The organism is Pseudomonas sp. MD330_10 (assembly GCF_042610415.1).
In the GTDB taxonomy this organism is placed as follows: Bacteria; Pseudomonadota; Gammaproteobacteria; order Pseudomonadales; family Pseudomonadaceae; genus Aquipseudomonas; species Aquipseudomonas rhodesiae.
The window spans coordinates 45,870-64,661 of record NZ_JBHGZU010000024.1 but is presented as its reverse complement, the minus strand read 5'-3'; the positions used below and the strand labels follow the sequence as shown (position 1 = coordinate 64,661).

Below are 18,792 nucleotides of genomic sequence, written 5' to 3'. Positions count from 1 at the left end.
AAACCGTCACTATTGGGGTAAAGCGAATGGGCGGCTTGTACGCCTGTGCTTGCTTGAGGGTCACCAACTGAACTTGAGTTCGCCCCCCAGGTAGTTGCTGTCATCGCCACCGGCGTCGCGCAGGGTTTGCCCGACCTGATAATGCACCGCCTCCACGGCGCCGCTGAGGTTGCCGGTAAAGGCATAGTCGGTGCGCAGTTGTGCATAGGCCCCGGTCCAACGCTCGCCCTGGCCCGCAGTGCCGGCGACCGGCAGGTTGGGCTGAGTGTAGACCGCGTCCTCGGTGGTCTGGCGCCAGAGCAAGCCGATGGCGGTTTGCACGCTGAGCTTGTCGATCGGCTTGACGGTGATGGACGGCTTGACGTGGATCAGGTTGCTGTACCCGGTGTAGCCGGCCAGGGAAAAATAATAGCCATTGGGGAACAGCGGGTTGAACGTACCGAGCGTGCCGTCACCGCTCTTGCGGTCGCCCGAGGCGATGTCCAGTTGCAGACCGATGCGCGGCTTCCAGGCCAGGCTGTCGAACGTGTAGCCAGTGCGGCTACCACCGGCCCAGGCGCGAATATCCTTGCTGCCCACCGCGCCGCTTTGCAGCATCCCTTCGATGTCCCAGTCAAACCCCATGGCCGCGCCGCCCAGGCGTGCGTCGACCAGGTGGCGGGTTTCGTTGCCGTCCGCGTCCAGGTAGTGCGCGGCGCTGCGTTCGTACACGCCGTAATAGGCCGACAGCTCATTCTTGCCGCCCACCAGGCGCTCCACCCGGAGTAAGTGAAAGCGCGCGTCGCTGTTGGACTTGTCGTCGAAGTGCCGGCCGTCCTGGTACTGCACCGGTTGGCTGGCGAGGCCGATAAAACGCCAGTCGGCGGTCTCCCAGTCGGCCCACAGCGCATCGAACGACTGGCGCACATTCGGCCCGTCCCGCGATGAGATAAAACGCTGCAGGTCGAAGGCAAAGTCCTGGCGCCCTACGCGAGCTTTCAGGGTGCCGCTGTTGAAGCGCTTCACGTATTCGGCGAACGCCAGGCGCAAGTCAACGCGGTTCTGGTCGGCCCCGCCCACTGTGGTTTTGTCGTAGGCCCGCACATCTTCAAGCTGGGTGAACAGCCGCCAGTGTTCGTTCAGGTGCAGGTCGGCGTGTACCTGAAAGCGCTGGATCAAATAGCGATCGCGGGCCACGTTCTTCACACCGAAACCGCTGGCGTCGTTCATCTCGAAGCGTTCGCGCAGCGTCGCGCCCAACGACAGGTAGGTGAACGGGTTGGCGCTGGACAAGGGTATGTACTTCAGGTTGTCCAGCGGCTGCGTGCGCAGCGCCGGATCCTTGAGTACCGACCAGTCTTCCTGCCAGCGATTGGTCTTGATCGTCGGGCGCGCCGGCTGCGGGTCGGCGTGGACGCTGCCGACCAGCAGCGGCCACAGCACGGCCAGGCTCCAGCCCGTACGACGAATCATTGGGCCGCGTTGAGTTGGTGAATCTCGGCGACGTAGCCACCCGGGAATTCAACCAGTGCGCTGCGCCGGCCTTTGCCGTCGAACGTCGGCACCAGCACCTTGGCGCCGGAACCAGTGGCCTTGCCCAGGGTGGCGCTCAGGTCGGCGACTTGATAGCCGGTGGTTTCATGCCCGAACGGGTAGGGCAGTTGACCGTTGGTGACCAGCACCGCCATGCGCCCGAACGGCGACTCGATGTCCACGCGACGGTAGGTGCCGTTGGCCTGGCCCACCTCTACGCCGGGTGCGTGTTTGTCATCACCCAGAACTTTGCCGTGGGAAAACCCCAGGAAGGCTTTGATGAACTCATCGGCGCGGTCGGCCGACAGGTACACGCGGTTTTCCGGCACGGTCTGGAACGCGGCGTAGTCCGGGGTCTTGGTGTGCCAGTAAAGCTGCATGTTCACACCGCCTGGCCACTGCACCACGGCGTCGCGGCCGATGGGGTCGGGGAAGTCGCTGACGATCACCGCCGCGCCGTTTGCCCGCGCGGCCTTGAGCGCCACATCCATGTCCTTGACCAGATAACCGTTGCGTTCCTGGCTGAAGGGGTGCGGGATCGGCGTGGTAAAGCCGAACAGCGACACGGTGCCGGCCGGCGTCTGCAGCAATTGCGAAGTGGTGCTGCTCGGCACCGGCAACACGTTTACCACCACCTGGGGCGTGCTTTTCCCGCCGAAGGTGGCAAGAAAGCTCTGGGCGAACCGATCCACATCCGCCGGGGCGACGTACACGTGGCTGGTGTCATATTGCGGCGCTACGGCCACGCTTGGTGTCGCCGCGAATGCGTTGCCCATCATTGCGCCGGCCAGCAGCGTGACTGCCAGGCTTGCCCTGATTGCTTTGTTAACCATGCCCATTCTCCAGCGTTCTAGATGATCGAAAGCCGTGAGGTTAGGCGCCGGTGCGCAGGGGGAATTGTACGGGCGTGCTCGGTTGAACGTTTCAGCGTCTATGCTAGTCCACTGACCTCCAACGTCAGATCACATAGGTGAACGAAATGGCCAAGACTTACAGCTACGCCGCTCGGGACTCCAAGGATTCGCTCAAGCCCTTTACCTTCGAGCGCCGCGCGCCAGGGGCGGACGATGTTCAGATCGACATCCTCTATTGCGGCGTGTGCCACTCCGATTTGCACACCGCGCGCAACGAATGGAACAACACCCTTTACCCTTCGGTACCCGGCCACGAAATTGTCGGCCGCGTGACGGCGGTGGGCGTCAATGTGAAGAATTTCAAAGTCGGCGACCTGGCGGGCGTCGGTTGCATGGTCGACAGCTGCCAGCACTGTGCATCGTGCGCCGAGGGCGAGGAGCAGTACTGCGAGAACGGCTTTACCGGTACCTACAATGGCCCGGTGTTCGGTGGTGAAAACACCTATGGCGGGTACTCGGACAACATCGTGGTCAAGGAGAAATTCGTGCTGCGCATCTCCCACGATGCCAGCAACCTGGCCGCCGTGGCGCCGCTACTGTGCGCCGGCATCACCACCTATTCGCCGTTGCATCACTGGAAGGTTGGGCCGGGCAAAAAAGTCGGCGTGGTCGGCCTTGGTGGCCTCGGCCATATGGCAGTGAAAATTGCCCATGCCATGGGCGCCCATGTGACTTTGTTCACCACCTCGCCGAACAAGCGCGAAGACGGCCTGCGCCTGGGTGCCGACCAAGTGGTGGTGTCGAAGAACCCGGACGAAATGGCCGCCGTGGCCAACAGCCTGGACTTCATCCTCAACACCGTAGCCGCGCCGCATAACCTCGATGCGTTCCTCAACCTGCTCAAGCGCGACGGCACCATGACCCTGGTCGGTGCCCCCGACAGCCCGCATCCGTCGCCGACGGTTTTTAACCTGATCTTCAAACGCCGCAGCCTGGCCGGTTCGCTGATCGGTGGTATCCAGGAAACCCAGGACATGCTGGACTTCTGTGCCAAGCATGGGATTGTCTCGGACGTGGAAATGATCGACATCCAGGGCATCAATGAAGCCTATGAGCGCATGCTCAAGGGCGACGTGAAGTACCGCTTCGTGATCGATATGGACAGCTTGAAAAAGGAAAGCCACGCGGCTTGAAACTCAATCTGCCAACTCCTCTAGACCCCCTGCCACAGGGGGTCTGATTGGCTCAAACAGTTATCGAATAACTCAAGGCCGCTGCGGTTTGACCGAGGTGCCGAAGGTATTGCCCATGCGCACGCTGGTCGCTGCCGGGGTGGCCAGGCCCACTTTGTTCGGCGGCCGTTTATCCACCCCGATGTTCTGCGCTTCACGGTTCTTGCTGGCCGCCTTCGCCGCCCGTGTGTCGTTGCCCATCTGCTGGCTCAAGCAGGCATAGTCGGGCGCTTTGTAACCATCCACCGTCACCTCGGCGCAGCCATTGGCCGGGGGTTCTGCGGCGTGGGCAAGTGAGGCAAGTGTGGCGCACAGCAACAGGCTGGCAATGCACATCAAGCGTTTCATCGAGGGCCTCCTGGCGGGTCGTGGGCAATGGCTTTCACGCTCGCCAGTCTAGTGCAGCGCGCCTTACGTCACCGTGATGTTTTTTTTGCTATCACCGTAACATCAGGTTCATAAACTGGCCTCAGGATGACGGTTTTCTAGGGCGCGTCGACCGTGCAGCGAGGCAAAGCGTGGGGTGAACAGAGGGCCTGGCGGCGCGCCGTATGCGCCCTGGCCTTGCTTTGCCTGCTGGCCGGTGGCGGCGTGGCCCAGGCCGATGCGCCGCTGCTGACACTGAACCTGCCGGCGCAGGACCTGGAACACGCCCTGCAAGCCTACAGCCGCGCCACCGGCATGGCGGTGCTGGTGGACCGCGAGTTGACGCGGGGCCGGCGTTCCATCGCGGTGCGCGGGCGTTTCACCGCGCAGGACGCACTGGCGATGTTGCTGACAGGGAGTGGCCTGATGGCCCGTTATGCACGCAGCGATGCGTTTACCTTGCAGATCCCCGAGATCAGCCCGCCGACGCCCGCCCAAGGCGCGGCGGCGCGTCAGGCGGCGCGGATCAACAACAGTTATGCCACGGCCTTGCAACAGGCCATCGAGGCCAGCCTGTGCCGTTCGCCCCTGACCCGCCCCGGCAGTTTTCGTGCGCTGGTGCAGGTGTGGGTCAACCGCGATGGCCTGATCGAACACAGCCGGCTGGTCAGCTCCACCGGCGATGAACAACGCGATGACGCTCTGGTTCGCAGCCTGGCCGCTACCCGGGTCGAGCGCTCGGCGCCCAGTTCGCTGCGCCAACCGGTAACGTTGCTTTTAATGCCCGACACAACAGGAACACGCATGGAATGCACAGCAGCAAAAGGAGCCTGGAGCGGATGAAAGATACCGGGCACAGCACGATGGTCAGCTTGTTCCTGGCCTCCTATGAGGACTTCAAAGTCCGCCTGCGCAAGCGCCTGGGCTCAGAGGACCTGGCCAACGACGTGCTGCACGAAACCTACCTGCGGGTGGACCGCATGCAAGTGCCGCCCAACCTGGCGCAACCCAATGCTTATCTGTACCGCATGGCCTTGAATATCGCCGCCGACCGCCGCCAGGCCGATGCGCGCCTGCTTACCGGCAGCGAGGTGGAAGAACTGCTGCAAAGCGCCGATGAAGCCCAGGACCCATCGCGGGTGGTGGGCGGCCAGAAAGAAATCCAGTCCCTGGTCAAGGCCCTCTACGAGCTGCCGGCGCGGCGCCGCAAGATCCTTATCGCGGCGCGCCTGGAAGAGGCGCCGCACCTGGAAATCTCCCAGCGTTTCGGCATTTCCACGCGCATGGTCGAGAAAGAAATCAAGGCTGCCCTCGGCCACTGTGCCAAGCGCCTGGAAAGAAAAGCGATTCAGCGGTTCGGTCCCGGCGCCGGAAAACCGTCTTAGTGTTGAGTCCCTGATAAAACCGTGAGTATGTGCGCGCTTGAATATTTTCCGCTTTCCCACCGCCCGGCAAACGCCTGCCGACCCTTTGCACGATGAAGCCCGCGACTGGCTGGTCCTGCTGACCTCGGGCCGCGCCACCGTGGCCGATGCCAAAGCGCTCAAAGCGTGGTGCGCCCAGAGCCCTGCGCATGCCCAGGCATTTGAACAGGCCAAAGGGTTGTGGCAGCAATTACGCGTGGCCGCCGAGCAGGCCGAGCGCCCACGGTCTATGGGGCGCCGTGCGTTTCTCGGCGGCGCGCTGGCGGCGTCGGCGGCGGCGTTTATGGTGCATGTCGGCGTGCCCGGTGGGTTGGCTGGGTTGACGGCGGATTACCGCACCGACGTCGGCGAGCAACGGCACGTGGCCTTGAGTGACGGGGTGAGCCTGGAACTCAACACCCAGACCCGCATCAGCCGGGTCGGGCAGGGCATCGAGTTGCTTGAAGGCGAAGTGGAAGTCATCGCCCACGCCGCGCAGCCGCTCAAGGTCCAGGCAGGTGCCGGCTGGATCAGCGCGGCGCAGGCGCGTTTCAATGTGCGCCACACCGACCACAATGTCTGCGTGACCTGCCTGGACGGCGCGTTGTCGGTGGACGTCGGCGGACGTAACGTGCGCCTGGACAGCGGCCGGCAGCTCACCTATGGCGCCGCCGGCCTGGGCGAACCCCAGACGGTGGACACCCAGGCCGTGGTGGCCTGGCGCGAGCAGGTGCTGGTGTTCAACAACGCCACCCTGGCCACTGTGGTCGATGAGATCAACCGCTACCGGCCGGGCATGCTGGTGCTGCTCAACAAACAACTCGGCCAGCGCCGCGTGCAGGCGCGTTTCAGCTTGCAGCAACTGGCCGGTGTAGCCTTGCTGATCCGCGATGCCTACGGGGCCAAATGCACGGAGTTGCCGGGTGGGGTGGTGTTGCTGAGTTGAGTGTTGGGTGATCCCTCTCTGACCCAGAGGAATTTAACTGTGGGAGGGCAAGTCTCCTCCACCTTTTGAACTGTTTGAACACGTCCAACTGTGGGAGGGGGTTTGCTGTGGTGAGCGGGCTTGCTGTGGTGAGCGGGCTTGCCCCGCGCTGGGCTGCGAAGCAGCCCCATCCCAGGCGATTTGGTTTAGCTGACACACCGAGGTGCCTGGGTTTGGGGCCGCTTCGCAGCCCAGCGCGGGGCAAGCCCGCTCACCACAGAGTTAGCTCAACCTTTGAAACCTGTGTAGGGGCTATCGGAGCCAAATGCACCGAGCCACCGGTTGGTGGCCGAGAGGAATTTAACTGTGGGAGGGGGCTTGCCCCCGATGGCGGCCTAACAGCCGACCCGGAAGGTTGGTGGTGAGCAGGCTTGCTGTGGTGAGAGGGCTTTCTGTGGTGAGCGGGCTTGCCCCGCGCTGGGCTGCGAAGCAGCCCCATTCCAGGCAATGTGGTTTAGCTGACACACCGAAGTGCCTCGGTTTGGGGCCGCTTCGCAGCCCAGCGCGGGGCAAGCCCGCTCACCACAGAGTTAGCTCAACCTTTGAAACCTGTGTAGGGGCTATCGGAGCCAAATGCACCGAGCCACCGGTTGGTGGCCGAGAGGAATTTAACTGTGGGAGGGGGCTTGCCCCCGATGGCGGTGGGTCAGCCATACCTGTATCAGCTGACACGCCTTCATCGGGGGCAAGCCCCCTCCCAAAGTTTGCTCTTGCTGGGCAGAAACGCTACCGCAACGGCCCCACCACCTGGCGATAGCGTTCCACGCCTTGAGGTGTCTGCCTGACCAGTCGGATCTCCAGCCCCAACGGGTCATCGCGGCGGTTGCCGCTCAATTGGCGCCAGCCTTTATCGGCTTCCCATACCCGCACTTGCAAGTCGCTGACGCCACTCAATACCAGCACCCCATTCTTGGCCGCCGGCAATGGAAAGCGCGCGCGTGCCGGCGCGGCCGCGCGGTACAGGTCGTCGCCTTTGAGCCACCAGCGCACCCGTTGCAGGCCAGTGCCGGGGATGGCGGCGCTGCGGATCACCTCTAGCCTGAACCCCTTGGTGTCGGAGCTGCGCACCGTCAGCGCGGCCAGTCCGTCCGGGGTCTTGGTTTCGTCCGTCGGAACGCTCAATTCCACGCTGGCCCGCAGGCTGATGTCGCGCTCAAGCTGGTTCAAGGCCCGTAGTAATGCTTCGGTCTGTTCGGTGCTTGCCTGTAGGTGTTGATCGGCGCGGGTGACGCTGTCCAGGCCGCGCCAGGCGATCAGGCTGACCACCGCCATCAGCAAAATCGCCACCATCACTTCGATCAGGGTGAAGCCTTGCTGCGCGCGGTTCATGGTGCGCTCACCACGCGCAGCACACCGGCGGCGTCCCGTTGCAGGCTGAGGCGGTGTTGCCCGTTGGAAAGCAGCACTCGCAACGGCGGGTTGATCCATTCGGCGTCAAGCACCAGGGTTTGGCGGGGCTCGATATCGATGTGCATGGGGGGGCTTTGCCACGGGCGCGGGCGCAATTGAGGGTCGCCTTGGAAGGTGTCCAGGCTTAAACCATCGTCGCTGCGGCGGCTGAAGCGAAAGCCCTTGGCGTCCGCGCGCCAGGTAATCGGGCGACCGTCCGCGCGGGCTTCGGCCTGGGCCACTTGGAGCAATTGGCTCAGGCGTTCGGCGTCCTGGCGCAGCAGGTGCAGCGGGTCGGGCTTGATGCTCAGGCTGATGGCGGCACTGGCGATGCCGATGATCACCAGCACCACCATCAGCTCGATCAGGGTGAAGCCGCGTTGGTTCATCGGTCGGTGCCCGGTAAGTCAGGGTGTTTGTGAAATAAAAACGTGCGAATTGCGCGGTAGGCTGATGGCACGGACAAACAGGAGGTCCCGCTCATGGCAATTTCCCTGCGTCTTTGCGCAGCCCACGGCGTGCAGGTCGGCGCGCTGCTGGCCGCGTTGGCTGCGGTGGTGGTGTGGACGCCGCTGTTGCTCACGTCCGCCGAATCCCATACGCCCGCTGCCACGCCCCAGGCCCTGGCGGCGCGCAGCGATAACCCGGCATTGCAATGGTTCTCCACCACGCCGACGGCGGTGCAGGTCAAGGTCACCGGGGTGCTGGCCGGGGCCCGTGGCGCGGTGGCGATCCTCAGCCTCAACGACGGCCCGCCGCGCAGTTTCCAGGTGGGCGAACGCCTCGCCCCAGGGGTGCGCTTGACGCTCATTGAAGGCGACGCGGTGCAGATCGAGCGCGGCGGCGAAACCCTGCAGGTCAAGATGAACAAATTGCCGGATGCGCCGGCGCTGGCGCCGCTCACTCGTCCCTGACCTGGGTGGTCAGGCGCGCCAGCGGTGGCGCCTCGTGGCTGGCGTCGAGTACTTGCACCTGCACCTGATACAGCGGGCCCGCACGATCGATGGTCTGCTCGCAGCGTAATTTCAAGCGACCCTGATCGCAGTCGAAGGTCTTTCTGCCACTGCGCAGTTGCCCCTCCAGACGCAGCTCCGCCAGGCGACTCTGCGCCGCGAGCAAAGCCATGGACTTGTCCCGCAGCAGGCCGTTGCTCTGGGTCATCACCCCGGCCACGCGCACGGCGGCGGCCATGGCCACGGCGATAATTGCCAGCGCCACCAGCACTTCAATCAACGTAAAACCTTGTGCGTGGCGATAGCCGTGCATGGCGCTCTCCAAGCCCGGAAACAGGCCCGCAGACTAGCGCGGCGAGTTGACCGATTGGCGACCGAAACTCCCGAGGATTTTCAATACGACTGACATGTCTTCTTGCAACACTGCGCCCCGAACTGCACTCACCCCAAGGAATGTCGAGATGGATATCGCGCGCCTGACCTGCCCACTGCCCAGCCCTCGCGGCCAGCGTGGTTTTACCCTGATCGAGATCATGGTGGTGGTGGTGATCCTCGGGATTCTCGCCGCAATGGTGGTGCCCAAAGTGCTCGACCGTCCGGACCAGGCCCGCGCCACCGCCGCCCGGCAGGACATCGGCGGGTTGATGCAGGCGCTGAAGCTCTATCGCCTCGATCACGGCACTTACCCGAGCATGAACCAGGGCCTGAAAGTGCTGGTGGAGCGCCCGGCGGATGCCAAGAACAGCAACTGGCGCGCCTACCTCGACCGCTTGCCCAACGATCCTTGGGGCCACCCGTATCACTACCTCAACCCGGGTGCCAATGGTGAAATCGACGTGTTCTCCCTGGGCGCCGACGGCCAACCCGATGGCGACGGTGTAAATGCCGATATCGGCTCCTGGCAGTTGTAAGGCCCGCCATGAAACGGCATTCGCCCATGACGGCGAAGCAGCGCGGCATGGCGATTATCAGCGCCTTGCTGATCGCGGCGGTGGTGGCGGTGATTGCCGCCGGTCTGCTGACGCGCCAGCGCGTGTTCACCCGCAGCCTGGAGGCCGAGCAATTGCGTATCCAGGGCCAGTGGTTATTGCTTGGTGCGTTGGAGGACAGTCGGCAGCGGCTATGGGAGGCGCGTCAGAAGGACGTGCTGACCCGTCTCGACCAACCGTGGGCGCGTGCTCAAAAAGGCCTATTTGAAGGGCGCCTGGAAGACGAGCAGGGCAAGTTCAACCTGCGCAATCTGGTCAACCGGGGGCGGCCGGATGCCGAGCAGGTGCAGAACTTCGAACGGTTGTGCGGCTTGATCGGCGTCGACGGGGCGTTGAGTCGCCGCATCAGTCAGCGGGTGATCGCCTCGTATGACCAAACCGAGCAACCAGCCAAGTACCCGATGCTGCGCAGCCTTGACGACCTGAGTGGTGTGGAAGGGCTCGACCCGCTGCTGTTACAGCGCATGCAGGGGTTTGTCAGCGTGTTGCCCGGGGTCACCTGGGTCAACGGCAACACCGCCCGCGCCGAAGTGCTCAGCGCGGTGGTACCGGGCTTGAGCCTGAGCCAAGCCCAGGCGCTGGTGGCCGAACGGGACGGCGGGCGCTGGTTTATCAACCGTGGCGATTTCGTCAACCGCCTGCACTTGCCCCAGGTGGCGGTGGAGTCGGTGCTGGTGGGCATCACCAGTGAGTGGTTTCGCCTGCAAGGCCAGACCCGCCGCGAACAGCGCCGGGTAACCCTCGATGCCTTGCTGCACCGCCCAGAAAATCGCCAGCCCCAAGTGATCTGGTCGCGGGTGGGGGCATGAAGCGCCTGCGTATCGGCTTGCCGCCCCTCGACCAACTGAGTGTCGACAGCCCGGTGACCTTCGCCTGGCTTGAACGTGGCGCGGTGGTGGCCCACGGGCAGGCCAGCCTGGCCGAACTGGGCAAGACTCGCCAGCCCTTGGATTGTTTTCTGCACCCGCGTGACAGCCTGCTGACCTGTCTGGATCTGCCGCCGCTGCCGCCGAGCAAAACCCATGCAGCGGTGACCTGCGCGGCGCAGGCGCTGGTGCTGGGGCCGCTGGAGCAGATGCACGTCGCTCACGGCCCACGGGGCAGCGACGGGCGCGTGCAGGTGGGCTGGGTGCCCAAGGCCGGGTTGGCGCGGTTGGCTCAAGTGTTGAGTCAGGCGCAACTGAAGCTGCGCGGTCTGTATCCGGCGCCCTATGCCTTGCCGGTGGGCGGCGCAGCGTTAGAGGACGGCTACGGCCTGAATCGTGACAGCCTGCACCTGGCGACGGTGCATCCGCTGGGCTTGCCGCCACTGGCGACGCCCCCGCTGGAGCCCGCGCAGCGCTGGAGCGGTGCGCTGCCCGGCTGGGGCTTGCAGGCGCGCCCAAGCCAACCGTCGGGCGCCGGCTGGGGTAGGGCGCTGGCGTGCGTCGCGCTGGCCGTCGCCCTCTGGACCCTCGGCCTCAACCTGTACGCTGCCCGCCAGGCGGACGAGGGCCAACGGCTCAAGACGCAGATGAGCCAGCAAGTGCGCCAGGCGTTTCCCGAATTGCCGGTGGTGCTCAACCCCTTGCAGCAGGCGCGACAACAATTGGCCGCGCGCCAGGGCGGTACGGACACCGGCCCACGTTTCAGCGCCTTGCTGCAACTGGTCGGCAACCACCTGCCGTTTATGGTCGGCAGTGTTGAGCAATTGACCTTTGAGCAAGGCCGCCTGAACCTGGCGCTGCTGGCCGGCAGTCGTCAGCCCGCGCAGCCGGGGGATTGGCAAGCGGCGTTGGCCCAGGCCGGGTTTGCCGCCACGCGCGATGAGCAGGGCTGGAGCATCGGCCCCGCACAACCTGTCGAGAACGCCGAGGCCAGCGATGAATAAGTGGCTGCGCGTGCGCGGTCAGGCCCAGGTGTTCTGGGCCGGTCTGGCCCAGCGTGAAAAACGCCTGCTGATCGGTGCCGGGCTGCTGCTGGCCAGCCTGTTGACCTGGCTGGTGCTGGTGCAGCCGGCCTTGAAAAAAATCGCTTACTGGCAGGCCGAAACCCCCAAGCTGCGTGCCCAGGCCGAAGCCCTGCAGTTGCTGCTGCAGGATATCGCCGCACCCCAGGTCGCCGACGACAATGCGCTGCGCCAGGCCCTTGATGGCGCCGGTCTGCACGGCCATTACCAATTGCAGCCGCTGGACCCCGGCGCATGGCGCCTGACCTTCGACAATGCCCCGGCCGACGCGGCGCTGGGCTGGCTGCTGGGCAATGTACGCACGTTTTCTCTGGAGGTGTCCGAGGCGCGTCTACAACGTGCCGAGGATGCTGTCGACAACTCGGCCGGCACTGTGTCCGGGACCGTTCGCATGGATCAGGCGCTTGGCGCTAAGGACGCTTCATGAAGTGGTCAGTCCCCCCGTTTCGCACCGTTGCGCCGCTGCTGTTGCTGGCCCTCAGTGCGTGCAGTTCCCAGGAGGCGCACAAACCCTTGCTGGTGGACAGCGAACTCGGCCAGCCCTTGGCCGACACTCGCCGTAGCGGTGCAACCGCTCTGGATCGCCAACGCGAGCCGGCCGCCAGGCCCCCGGTCAAGCACGCGGTGACCAGCAGCGCCCGTGGCCAGGCCCCGGCCACCGTGAAGGTGCGCAACCCGCTGGGGGACCAGCCGGTGCAGCTCAACTTTGTCGATGCCGATATCCAGGCGGTGGTGCGCGCGTTGTCCCGTGCCACCGGCCAGCAATTCCTGGTGGACCCTCGGGTCAAAGGCAACCTGACCCTGGTCAGCGAAGGCCAGGTGCCGGCCCATCAGGCTTACGACATGCTGCTGGCGGCACTGCGCATGCAGGGTTTCAGCGTGGTGGATGTGGGCGGCGTGGCCCAAGTGGTGCCGGAGGCGGATGCCAAGCTGCTCGGCGGGCCGATCTATAGCGCCGGCAGCAGCGGCATGCAGACCCGCACCTTTCGCCTGCAATATGAGAACGCGGTCAACCTGATCCCGGTGCTGCGCCCGATCGTGTCGCCAAACAACCCGATCAACGCATACCCCGGCAATAACAGCATCGTGATCACCGATTACGCCGATAACCTCGCGCGCGTCGCGCAGATCATCAGCGGTATCGACACCCCCAGTGCCATCGACACCGATGTGGTACAGGTGCAGAACGGCATCGCCGTGGACATCGCGGCCATGGTAGCCGAACTGTTGGAGACCCAGGGCGCGGACCCCACCCAGAAGATCAATGTGGTGGGCGACCCGCGGTCCAACTCCATCATCATCCGCGCCGGCAGCCCCGAGCGCACCGAGCTGGCGCGCAACCTGATCTACAAACTCGACAACGCCCAGAGCAACCCCAGCAATATGCATGTGGTGTATTTGCGCAACGCCCAGGCCGGCAAACTGGCGCAGTCGTTGCGCGGGTTGCTGACCGGCGAAAGTGAGTCGGGGGTCAGTGATGAAGCGCGCAACAAGCTCAGCGCCATGGGCGGCAATAGCCTGAACACGACAGCCGGCGGTGCAGCCCAGACCGGCAGCGGCACGCCCACCGGCAGCAGCGTGCAGCCGGTCTATGGGCAAACCGGCGCGGCCACCACCGCAACCAGCGGCACCAGCGCCGCCAGCGATCAAAACACCGCGTTCAGTGCCGGCGGGGTGACCATCCAGGCCGACGCTACCACGAACACCTTGCTGATCTCCGCGCCGGACCCGCTGTACCGCAACCTGCGCGAGGTGATCGACATGCTCGATCAGCGCCGCGCCCAGGTGGTGATCGAAAGCCTCATCGTCGAGGTGGGGGAAGATGACGCCACCGAGTTTGGCGTGCAATGGCAGGCCGGCAACCTGGGGGGCAACGGCGCGTTTGGCGGGGTCAACCTGGGCGGCACTGGTATCAATGGCAGCCCCGCCAGCAAAACCACTATCGACGTGCTGCCCAAGGGCCTGAATATCGGCCTGGTGGACGGCACCGTGGATATCCCGGGGATCGGCAAAGTGCTGGACCTCAAGGTGCTGGCCCGTGCGTTGAAAAGCAAAGGCGGCACCAATGTGCTGTCCACGCCGAACCTGCTGACACTGGACAACGAAGCCGCGAGTATTTTCGTCGGCCAGACCATTCCCTTCGTCACCGGCAGCTATGTGACCGGCGGCGGAGGCACCAGCAACAACCCGTTCCAGACCGTCACGCGCGAAGAGGTCGGGCTCAAGCTCAACGTACGCCCGCAGATTTCCGAAGGCGGTACGGTGAAGCTGGATATCTATCAAGAGGTCAGCAGCCTGGATGCGCGGGCAACCGTGAGTGCCGGCGCGGTGACCAACAAGCGCGCGATCGACACCAGCATCCTCTTGGATGACGGGCAGATCATGGTGCTCGGCGGTCTGTTGCAGGACGGCTACAGCCAAAGCAACGACGCGGTGCCGTGGCTGTCGGATATCCCCGGGCTGGGGGCGCTGTTCCGCAATCAAAAGCGCAGCGTCAACAAGACTAACCTGATGGTGTTCCTGCGGCCCTACATCATCCGCGACAGCGGCGCCGGGCGCAGCATCACCGTGAACCGCTACAACTTCATGCGCCGCGCCCAGGGCGCATTGCAACCGGAACACAGTTGGGCCATGCCGGACGTGCAGGCGCCGCAGTTGCCGGCGGTGGAGAAGGCGATTCCGGGCGCGCAGCCGGGGCCGAGGGCTGCTATCCGCGCAGTGCCGGTGGGCGCACGACCATGAATTTAAATGAAGATCCAAATGTGGGAGGGGGCTTGCCCCCGCTGAGGGTGTGTCAGCCACAGATGTACAAACTGATCCACCGCTATCGCGGGCAAGCCCGCTCCCACATTTGCACCGTGCTCGGTCAGGAAGATGCCTTGTGAGCCTTCTCCCTTACGCCTGGGCCAAGGCCCAACGCATCCTGCTGCGCCACGGCGACAGCGGCATGTTGCTCACCGTGTGCCCCTCGACACCCGGTTGGGCCATCAGTGAAGCGCGCCGCCAGTTCGGCGAGTCGCCCGTGGAGCAGGTGCGCGACGACGAACTGAACGGCCTGCTCGCCACTGCCTATGCCGACACCGGCAGCGCCGCCGCGGTGGTGGGCGCGGCGGAAAACGAAGTCGACCTCGACCGCCTGATGCAGGCCATCCCCGAGATCACCGACCTGCTCGACACCCAGGACGGCGCGCCGGTGATCCGCATGATCAACGCCTTGCTGACCCAGGCTGCGCGGGACGAGGCCAGCGATATTCATATCGAACCCTATGAAAGCCACTCGGTGGTGCGCTACCGCGTCGACGGCACCCTGCGCGACGTGGTGTCGCCGCGCAAGGCGTTGCACGGCGCGTTGGTGTCGCGGATCAAGATCATGGCGCAGCTGGACATCGCCGAAAAACGCCTGCCCCAGGACGGCCGTATCGCCCTGCGCGTGGCCGGGCGGCCGATTGATATCCGCGTGTCGACGGTGCCGACCGGCCACGGCGAGCGCGTGGTGATGCGCCTGCTCGACAAACAGGCTGGGCGCTTGCAGTTGGAAACCCTGGGCATGGACCCGCAGTTGCTGGCGCGCCTCGATACGCTGATCCGCCAACCCCACGGCATCGTGTTGGTGACCGGCCCCACCGGCAGCGGCAAAACCACCAGCCTCTACGCCGCCCTGGCGCGGTTGGACGCCAGCACGCGCAATATCCTCACCGTGGAAGACCCGGTGGAGTACGACCTGCCGGGCATCAGCCAGATCCAGGTCAACGCCAAGATCGACATGACCTTCGCCCTGGCCCTGCGCGCAATCCTGCGCCAGGACCCGGACATCATCATGATCGGTGAGATCCGTGACCTGGAAACCGCGCAGATCGCCGTGCAAGCCTCGCTGACCGGGCACCTGGTGCTCGCCACCCTGCACACCAACGACGCGGTGTCGGCGGTCAACCGCCTGGTGGACATGGGCGTGGAACCGTTTCTGTTGGCGTCGTCGTTGCTGGGGGTGTTGGCCCAGCGTTTGGTGCGGCGGCTGTGCCCGCACTGTAAGCAGCCGGACCCGACCGCGCCGGGCACCTGGCGCCCGGTGGGTTGTGCGCAGTGCAATCAGGTGGGCTACAGCGGACGCACGGGGATCCATGAGTTGTTTTATGTCGACGATGCGGTGCGCGGGCTGATCCATCAAGGTGCCGGGGAACAGGACCTGCGAGTGGCGGCACGCCGCGCCGGCATGTTCAGCCTGCGCGAAGACGGCGAGCGCTGGGTGCGCAGCGGCACCACCGCGCCGGAAGAAATCCTGCGCGTGACCCGGGACGCCGGATGAATCGCTATCGCTATGAAGCCGCCGATGCCAGCGGCCGCATCGAGACCGGGCAAACCGAAGCCGACAGCCAGAGCGCGGCCTTCAGCCTGTTGCGCGGTCGCGGCCTGACCGTGCTGGCGTTACAGGAGCAAACCCCGGCAACGGCAGGCGGCGGCCTGTTCACTGCCAAGCTCTCCGACAACGACCTGGCCTGGGCCACCCGGCAATTGGCGAGCCTGCTCGGTGCCAGCCTGCCCCTGGAAGCGGCCTTGAGCGCCACGGTGGAGCAGGCCGAGAAAAAACACATCGCCCAGACCCTCAGTGCGGTACGCACCGATGTGCGCGGCGGCATGCGCCTGGCCGATGCCCTGGCTGCGCGGCCACGGGATTTTCCGTCGATTTACCGCGCGCTGATCGCGGCGGGGGAGGAGTCTGGCGACCTGGCACAGGTCATGGAGCGTCTGGCCGACTACATCGAAGAGCGCAACAACCTGCGGGGCAAGATCCTCACCGCGTTTATCTACCCCGGCGTGGTGGGGCTGGTGTCCATCGGCATCGTGATCTTCCTGCTCAGCTACGTGGTGCCCCAGGTGGTCAGCGCGTTCTCCCAGGCACGCCAGGACCTGCCGGGGCTGACCCTGGCCATGCTCAACGCCAGCGACTTCATTCGCGCCTGGGGCTGGCTGTGCTTTAGCGGCCTGGTCGGTGCGTTCTGGGGCTGGCGCCTATACCTGCGCAATCCGCTGGCGCGCCTCAACTGGCATAGCCGCGTGCTGCGCTTGCCACTGATCGGGCGCTTCGTGCTGGGCTTGAACACTGCACGCTTTGCCTCGACCCTGGCCATCCTCGGCGGTGCCGGCGTGCCGTTGCTGCGCGCCCTGGAAGCGGCGCGGCAAACCCTGTCCAACGAGCGCCTGAGCCAATGCGTGAGCGACGCCACGGCCAAGGTGCGCGAAGGGGTCAACCTGGCGCCGGCGCTGGCGGTGGAGAAAGTCTTTCCGCCGGTGCTGATCCACCTGATCGCCAGTGGCGAAAAAACCGGGTCGCTGCCGCCGATGCTCGAACGCGCCGCGCAAACCCTGTCCAAGGACATCGAACGTCGCGCCATGGGAATGACCGCGCTGCTGGAGCCGCTGATGATCGTGGTGATGGGCGCGGTGGTGCTGGTGATCGTGATGGCGGTGCTGTTGCCGATCATCGAAATCAACCAATTGGTCACCTGATACGCGCCGGGTTTTGCCTGGCTCCCGATGGCGCGGGGCCAAGCTCGGGTTCCTCATTCCGTCATCTTTCAACCCCGTGCATGGCCCTGCGGCCAGTGGCGAAAACCATTGCGCTCGGCGGCGCCCAAACCGCTCAAAACGATGACCGAAACACCCGAGAATCTTTTTCAAAATCAAGCGCTTTCTCCCGAGGTTTTTTCCTTTAGCTGTCATCGGATGCTGCGAAATTTCCTACCCATGGCCTCCGCCTTCGCCACCCCCGGAACACGGCCTGGGTCCGAAGCCATGGCGTCATGCAAGAGCCATCTACCTCAAACGTACAAACACGATGAAAGGAGATTCTTCATGTTTAAGCGCAACGTTCTCGCGGTATCCATGACCCTCGCTGCACTGTGCTCGGCCCAGGCGGCCATGGCGGACATCAACGGCGGCGGCGCCACGCTGCCACAACCGCTGTACCAGACCGCTGGCGTACTCACCACCGGCTTCGCACCCTACATCGGTGTGGGCAGCGGCAACGGCAAGTCGGCGTTCCTGAACAACGACTACACCAAGTTCGTGGCCGGCGTGACTAACAAGAACGTGCACTGGGCCGGCAGCGATTCCAAGCTGAGCGCCGCTGAGTTGCTGGCTTACAAAACCAACAAGCAACCGACCTGGGGCAAATTAATCCAGGTGCCGTCGGTGGCCACGTCGGTGGCGATTCCATTCAACAAAACGGGCACCAACGCTGTCGATTTGAGCGTCAACCAACTGTGCGGCGTGTTCTCCGGCCGCCTGACCGACTGGAGCCAGATCACCGGCGCTGGCCGCACCGGCCCGATCACCCTGGTGTATCGCAGCGAGTCCAGCGGCACCACTGAACTGTTCACGCGCTTCCTGAACGCCAAGTGCGCCGAAGCTCAACCGTTCGCCGTGACCACCACGTTCTCGTCCAGCTACGGTGGTGGCCTGCCGTCGACTGCTGTTGCCGCCGCCGGTAGCCAGGGCGTGATGGATGCGCTGAATGCAGCGCAAGGACGTATCACCTACATGAGCCCGGATTACGCCGCGACCACTCTGGCCGGCCTGGATGACGCCACCAAAGTCGCCAAAGTCGCCGGTGTTTCCCCTGCGCCTGCCAACGTGTCGACCGCCATCGGCCAGATTCCTGCGCCCACCGAAGCACGGGCTGACGGCTCGTTCATCGACGCGACCAACCAGGACAACTGGGTACCGGTCTTCGCGGCCACGGCCAGCGGCTCAGCCACCTTCGCTTACCCTTCCAGCGGCTACCCGATCCTGGGTTTCACCAACCTGATCTTCAGCCAGTGCTACGCCGATGCGACCCAGACCACCCAAGTGCGCGGCTTCTTCAACCGCCACTACGGCAGCCTGGTGAACAACGACACCGCCATCAACAACAACCGCTTCGTGCCGCTGCCAGCGAACTGGAAAAAAGCCGTGCGTGACACCTTCGCCACTGCCACCAGCGCTCAAGGCATCGGCAACACCAGCGTGTGCAACGCCATCGGTCGTCCGCTGTAACCCCCGCTGTTCAGCACCGCTTTACCGATCAGCAACGGCCCGTGCCGTTGCTGATTTTTTTTGCGCTAACAGCCGTATATGAACTTTGCGTGACAGAAGTTCAGTCCGGCCCCTCGCCAACCGCCTAAC

The 18,792-nt window shown here is 64.6% G+C and carries 19 protein-coding genes; 13 read left to right on the top strand and 6 right to left on the bottom strand.

The window, feature by feature from the left end; genetic code table 11:
• Window positions 1-60: 60 nt before the first annotated feature.
• Both ACFZPT_RS24890 and ACFZPT_RS24885 read right to left on the bottom strand, forming a co-directional pair.
• Window positions 61-1,452, bottom strand: coding sequence for an alginate export family protein (locus tag ACFZPT_RS24890; RefSeq protein WP_099312360.1), 1,392 nt, complete (start codon window positions 1,450-1,452; stop codon window positions 61-63).
• Complete coding sequence (locus tag ACFZPT_RS24885) at window positions 1,449-2,345, bottom strand: VOC family protein (protein ID WP_099312358.1); 897 nt, start codon at window positions 2,343-2,345, stop codon at window positions 1,449-1,451. The genes ACFZPT_RS24890 and ACFZPT_RS24885 overlap by 4 nt, the downstream gene beginning before the upstream one ends.
• A 146-nt stretch (window positions 2,346-2,491) precedes the next feature.
• Between ACFZPT_RS24885 and ACFZPT_RS24880 the strand changes: the two genes are divergently transcribed.
• The gene (locus ACFZPT_RS24880; RefSeq protein WP_379555667.1) at window positions 2,492-3,559 is read left to right on the top strand and encodes an NAD(P)-dependent alcohol dehydrogenase; all 1,068 of its coding nucleotides are present in this window, start codon (window positions 2,492-2,494) and stop codon (window positions 3,557-3,559) included.
• A gap of 72 nt (window positions 3,560-3,631) precedes the next feature.
• On the opposite strand, the gene ACFZPT_RS24875 is transcribed toward ACFZPT_RS24880, so the two are convergent.
• Window positions 3,632-3,946 carry a hypothetical protein gene (locus ACFZPT_RS24875; protein ID WP_034113021.1) on the bottom strand — a complete coding sequence of 105 codons (315 nt, stop codon included), beginning with the start codon at window positions 3,944-3,946 and terminating at the stop codon, window positions 3,632-3,634.
• 216 nt (window positions 3,947-4,162) lie between these two features.
• Between ACFZPT_RS24875 and ACFZPT_RS24870 the strand changes: the two genes are divergently transcribed.
• Genes ACFZPT_RS24870 through ACFZPT_RS24860 form a run of 3 tightly spaced genes read left to right on the top strand, consistent with a single transcriptional unit; the run spans window position 4,163 to window position 6,313 of the window.
• Window positions 4,163-4,807, top strand: coding sequence for a secretin and TonB N-terminal domain-containing protein (locus tag ACFZPT_RS24870; RefSeq protein ID WP_099312374.1), 645 nt, complete (start codon window positions 4,163-4,165; stop codon window positions 4,805-4,807).
• Window positions 4,804-5,349 (top strand): RNA polymerase sigma factor, encoded by a 546-nt coding sequence (locus ACFZPT_RS24865; protein WP_034113023.1) that lies wholly within the window; start codon window positions 4,804-4,806, stop codon window positions 5,347-5,349. Before ACFZPT_RS24870 ends, ACFZPT_RS24865 begins: the two co-directional genes overlap by 4 nt.
• Before the next feature lie 37 nt (window positions 5,350-5,386).
• Window positions 5,387-6,313 (top strand): FecR domain-containing protein, encoded by a 927-nt coding sequence (locus ACFZPT_RS24860; RefSeq protein WP_099312356.1) that lies wholly within the window; start codon window positions 5,387-5,389, stop codon window positions 6,311-6,313.
• Between the two features lie 765 nt (window positions 6,314-7,078).
• On the opposite strand, the gene ACFZPT_RS24855 is transcribed toward ACFZPT_RS24860, so the two are convergent.
• Window positions 7,079-7,681: a type II secretion system protein J gene (locus ACFZPT_RS24855; RefSeq protein ID WP_099312354.1), complete on the bottom strand. Its 603-nt coding sequence runs from the start codon at window positions 7,679-7,681 to the stop codon at window positions 7,079-7,081.
• On the bottom strand, window positions 7,678-8,130 hold the full coding sequence (gspH, locus tag ACFZPT_RS24850; RefSeq protein WP_099312352.1) for a type II secretion system minor pseudopilin GspH: 453 nt from the start codon (window positions 8,128-8,130) through the stop codon (window positions 7,678-7,680). The genes ACFZPT_RS24855 and gspH overlap by 4 nt, the downstream gene beginning before the upstream one ends.
• A gap of 93 nt (window positions 8,131-8,223) precedes the next feature.
• On the opposite strand from gspH, the gene ACFZPT_RS24845 reads away from it, so the two are divergent.
• The gene (locus ACFZPT_RS24845) at window positions 8,224-8,655 is read left to right on the top strand and encodes a type II secretion system protein N (RefSeq protein ID WP_034096912.1); all 432 of its coding nucleotides are present in this window, start codon (window positions 8,224-8,226) and stop codon (window positions 8,653-8,655) included.
• Here the strand turns inward: ACFZPT_RS24845 and gspI are convergent.
• Entirely contained in the window at window positions 8,642-9,007 is a 366-nt protein-coding gene (gspI, locus tag ACFZPT_RS24840) for a type II secretion system minor pseudopilin GspI (protein WP_099312350.1), read from the bottom strand. The genes ACFZPT_RS24845 and gspI overlap by 14 nt on opposite strands.
• A gap of 148 nt (window positions 9,008-9,155) precedes the next feature.
• Between gspI and gspG the strand changes: the two genes are divergently transcribed.
• From gspG to ACFZPT_RS24800, 8 genes are all read left to right on the top strand, one after another.
• Window positions 9,156-9,605, top strand: coding sequence for a type II secretion system major pseudopilin GspG (gspG, locus tag ACFZPT_RS24835; RefSeq protein WP_034096914.1), 450 nt, complete (start codon window positions 9,156-9,158; stop codon window positions 9,603-9,605).
• An 8-nt stretch (window positions 9,606-9,613) separates the two neighbouring features.
• A complete protein-coding gene (gspK, locus tag ACFZPT_RS24830; protein WP_158231132.1) occupies window positions 9,614-10,492 on the top strand; it encodes a type II secretion system minor pseudopilin GspK in 879 nt (292 codons plus the stop codon).
• A complete protein-coding gene (gene gspL, locus ACFZPT_RS24825; protein ID WP_099312348.1) occupies window positions 10,489-11,553 on the top strand; it encodes a type II secretion system protein GspL in 1,065 nt (354 codons plus the stop codon). Before gspK ends, gspL begins: the two co-directional genes overlap by 4 nt.
• A complete protein-coding gene (gspM, locus tag ACFZPT_RS24820; RefSeq protein ID WP_099312346.1) occupies window positions 11,546-12,058 on the top strand; it encodes a type II secretion system protein GspM in 513 nt (170 codons plus the stop codon). The genes gspL and gspM overlap by 8 nt, the downstream gene beginning before the upstream one ends.
• Window positions 12,055-14,373: a type II secretion system secretin GspD gene (gspD, locus tag ACFZPT_RS24815; protein WP_099312344.1), complete on the top strand. Its 2,319-nt coding sequence runs from the start codon at window positions 12,055-12,057 to the stop codon at window positions 14,371-14,373. Before gspM ends, gspD begins: the two co-directional genes overlap by 4 nt.
• Before the next feature lie 139 nt (window positions 14,374-14,512).
• On the top strand, window positions 14,513-15,934 hold the full coding sequence (gene gspE, locus ACFZPT_RS24810; RefSeq protein WP_099312342.1) for a type II secretion system ATPase GspE: 1,422 nt from the start codon (window positions 14,513-14,515) through the stop codon (window positions 15,932-15,934).
• Window positions 15,931-17,136, top strand: coding sequence for a type II secretion system inner membrane protein GspF (gene gspF / locus ACFZPT_RS24805; RefSeq protein ID WP_034138698.1), 1,206 nt, complete (start codon window positions 15,931-15,933; stop codon window positions 17,134-17,136). Before gspE ends, gspF begins: the two co-directional genes overlap by 4 nt.
• 345 nt (window positions 17,137-17,481) lie before the next feature.
• Window positions 17,482-18,663: a substrate-binding domain-containing protein gene (locus tag ACFZPT_RS24800; protein ID WP_034096920.1), complete on the top strand. Its 1,182-nt coding sequence runs from the start codon at window positions 17,482-17,484 to the stop codon at window positions 18,661-18,663.
• Window positions 18,664-18,792 lie beyond the last annotated feature (129 nt).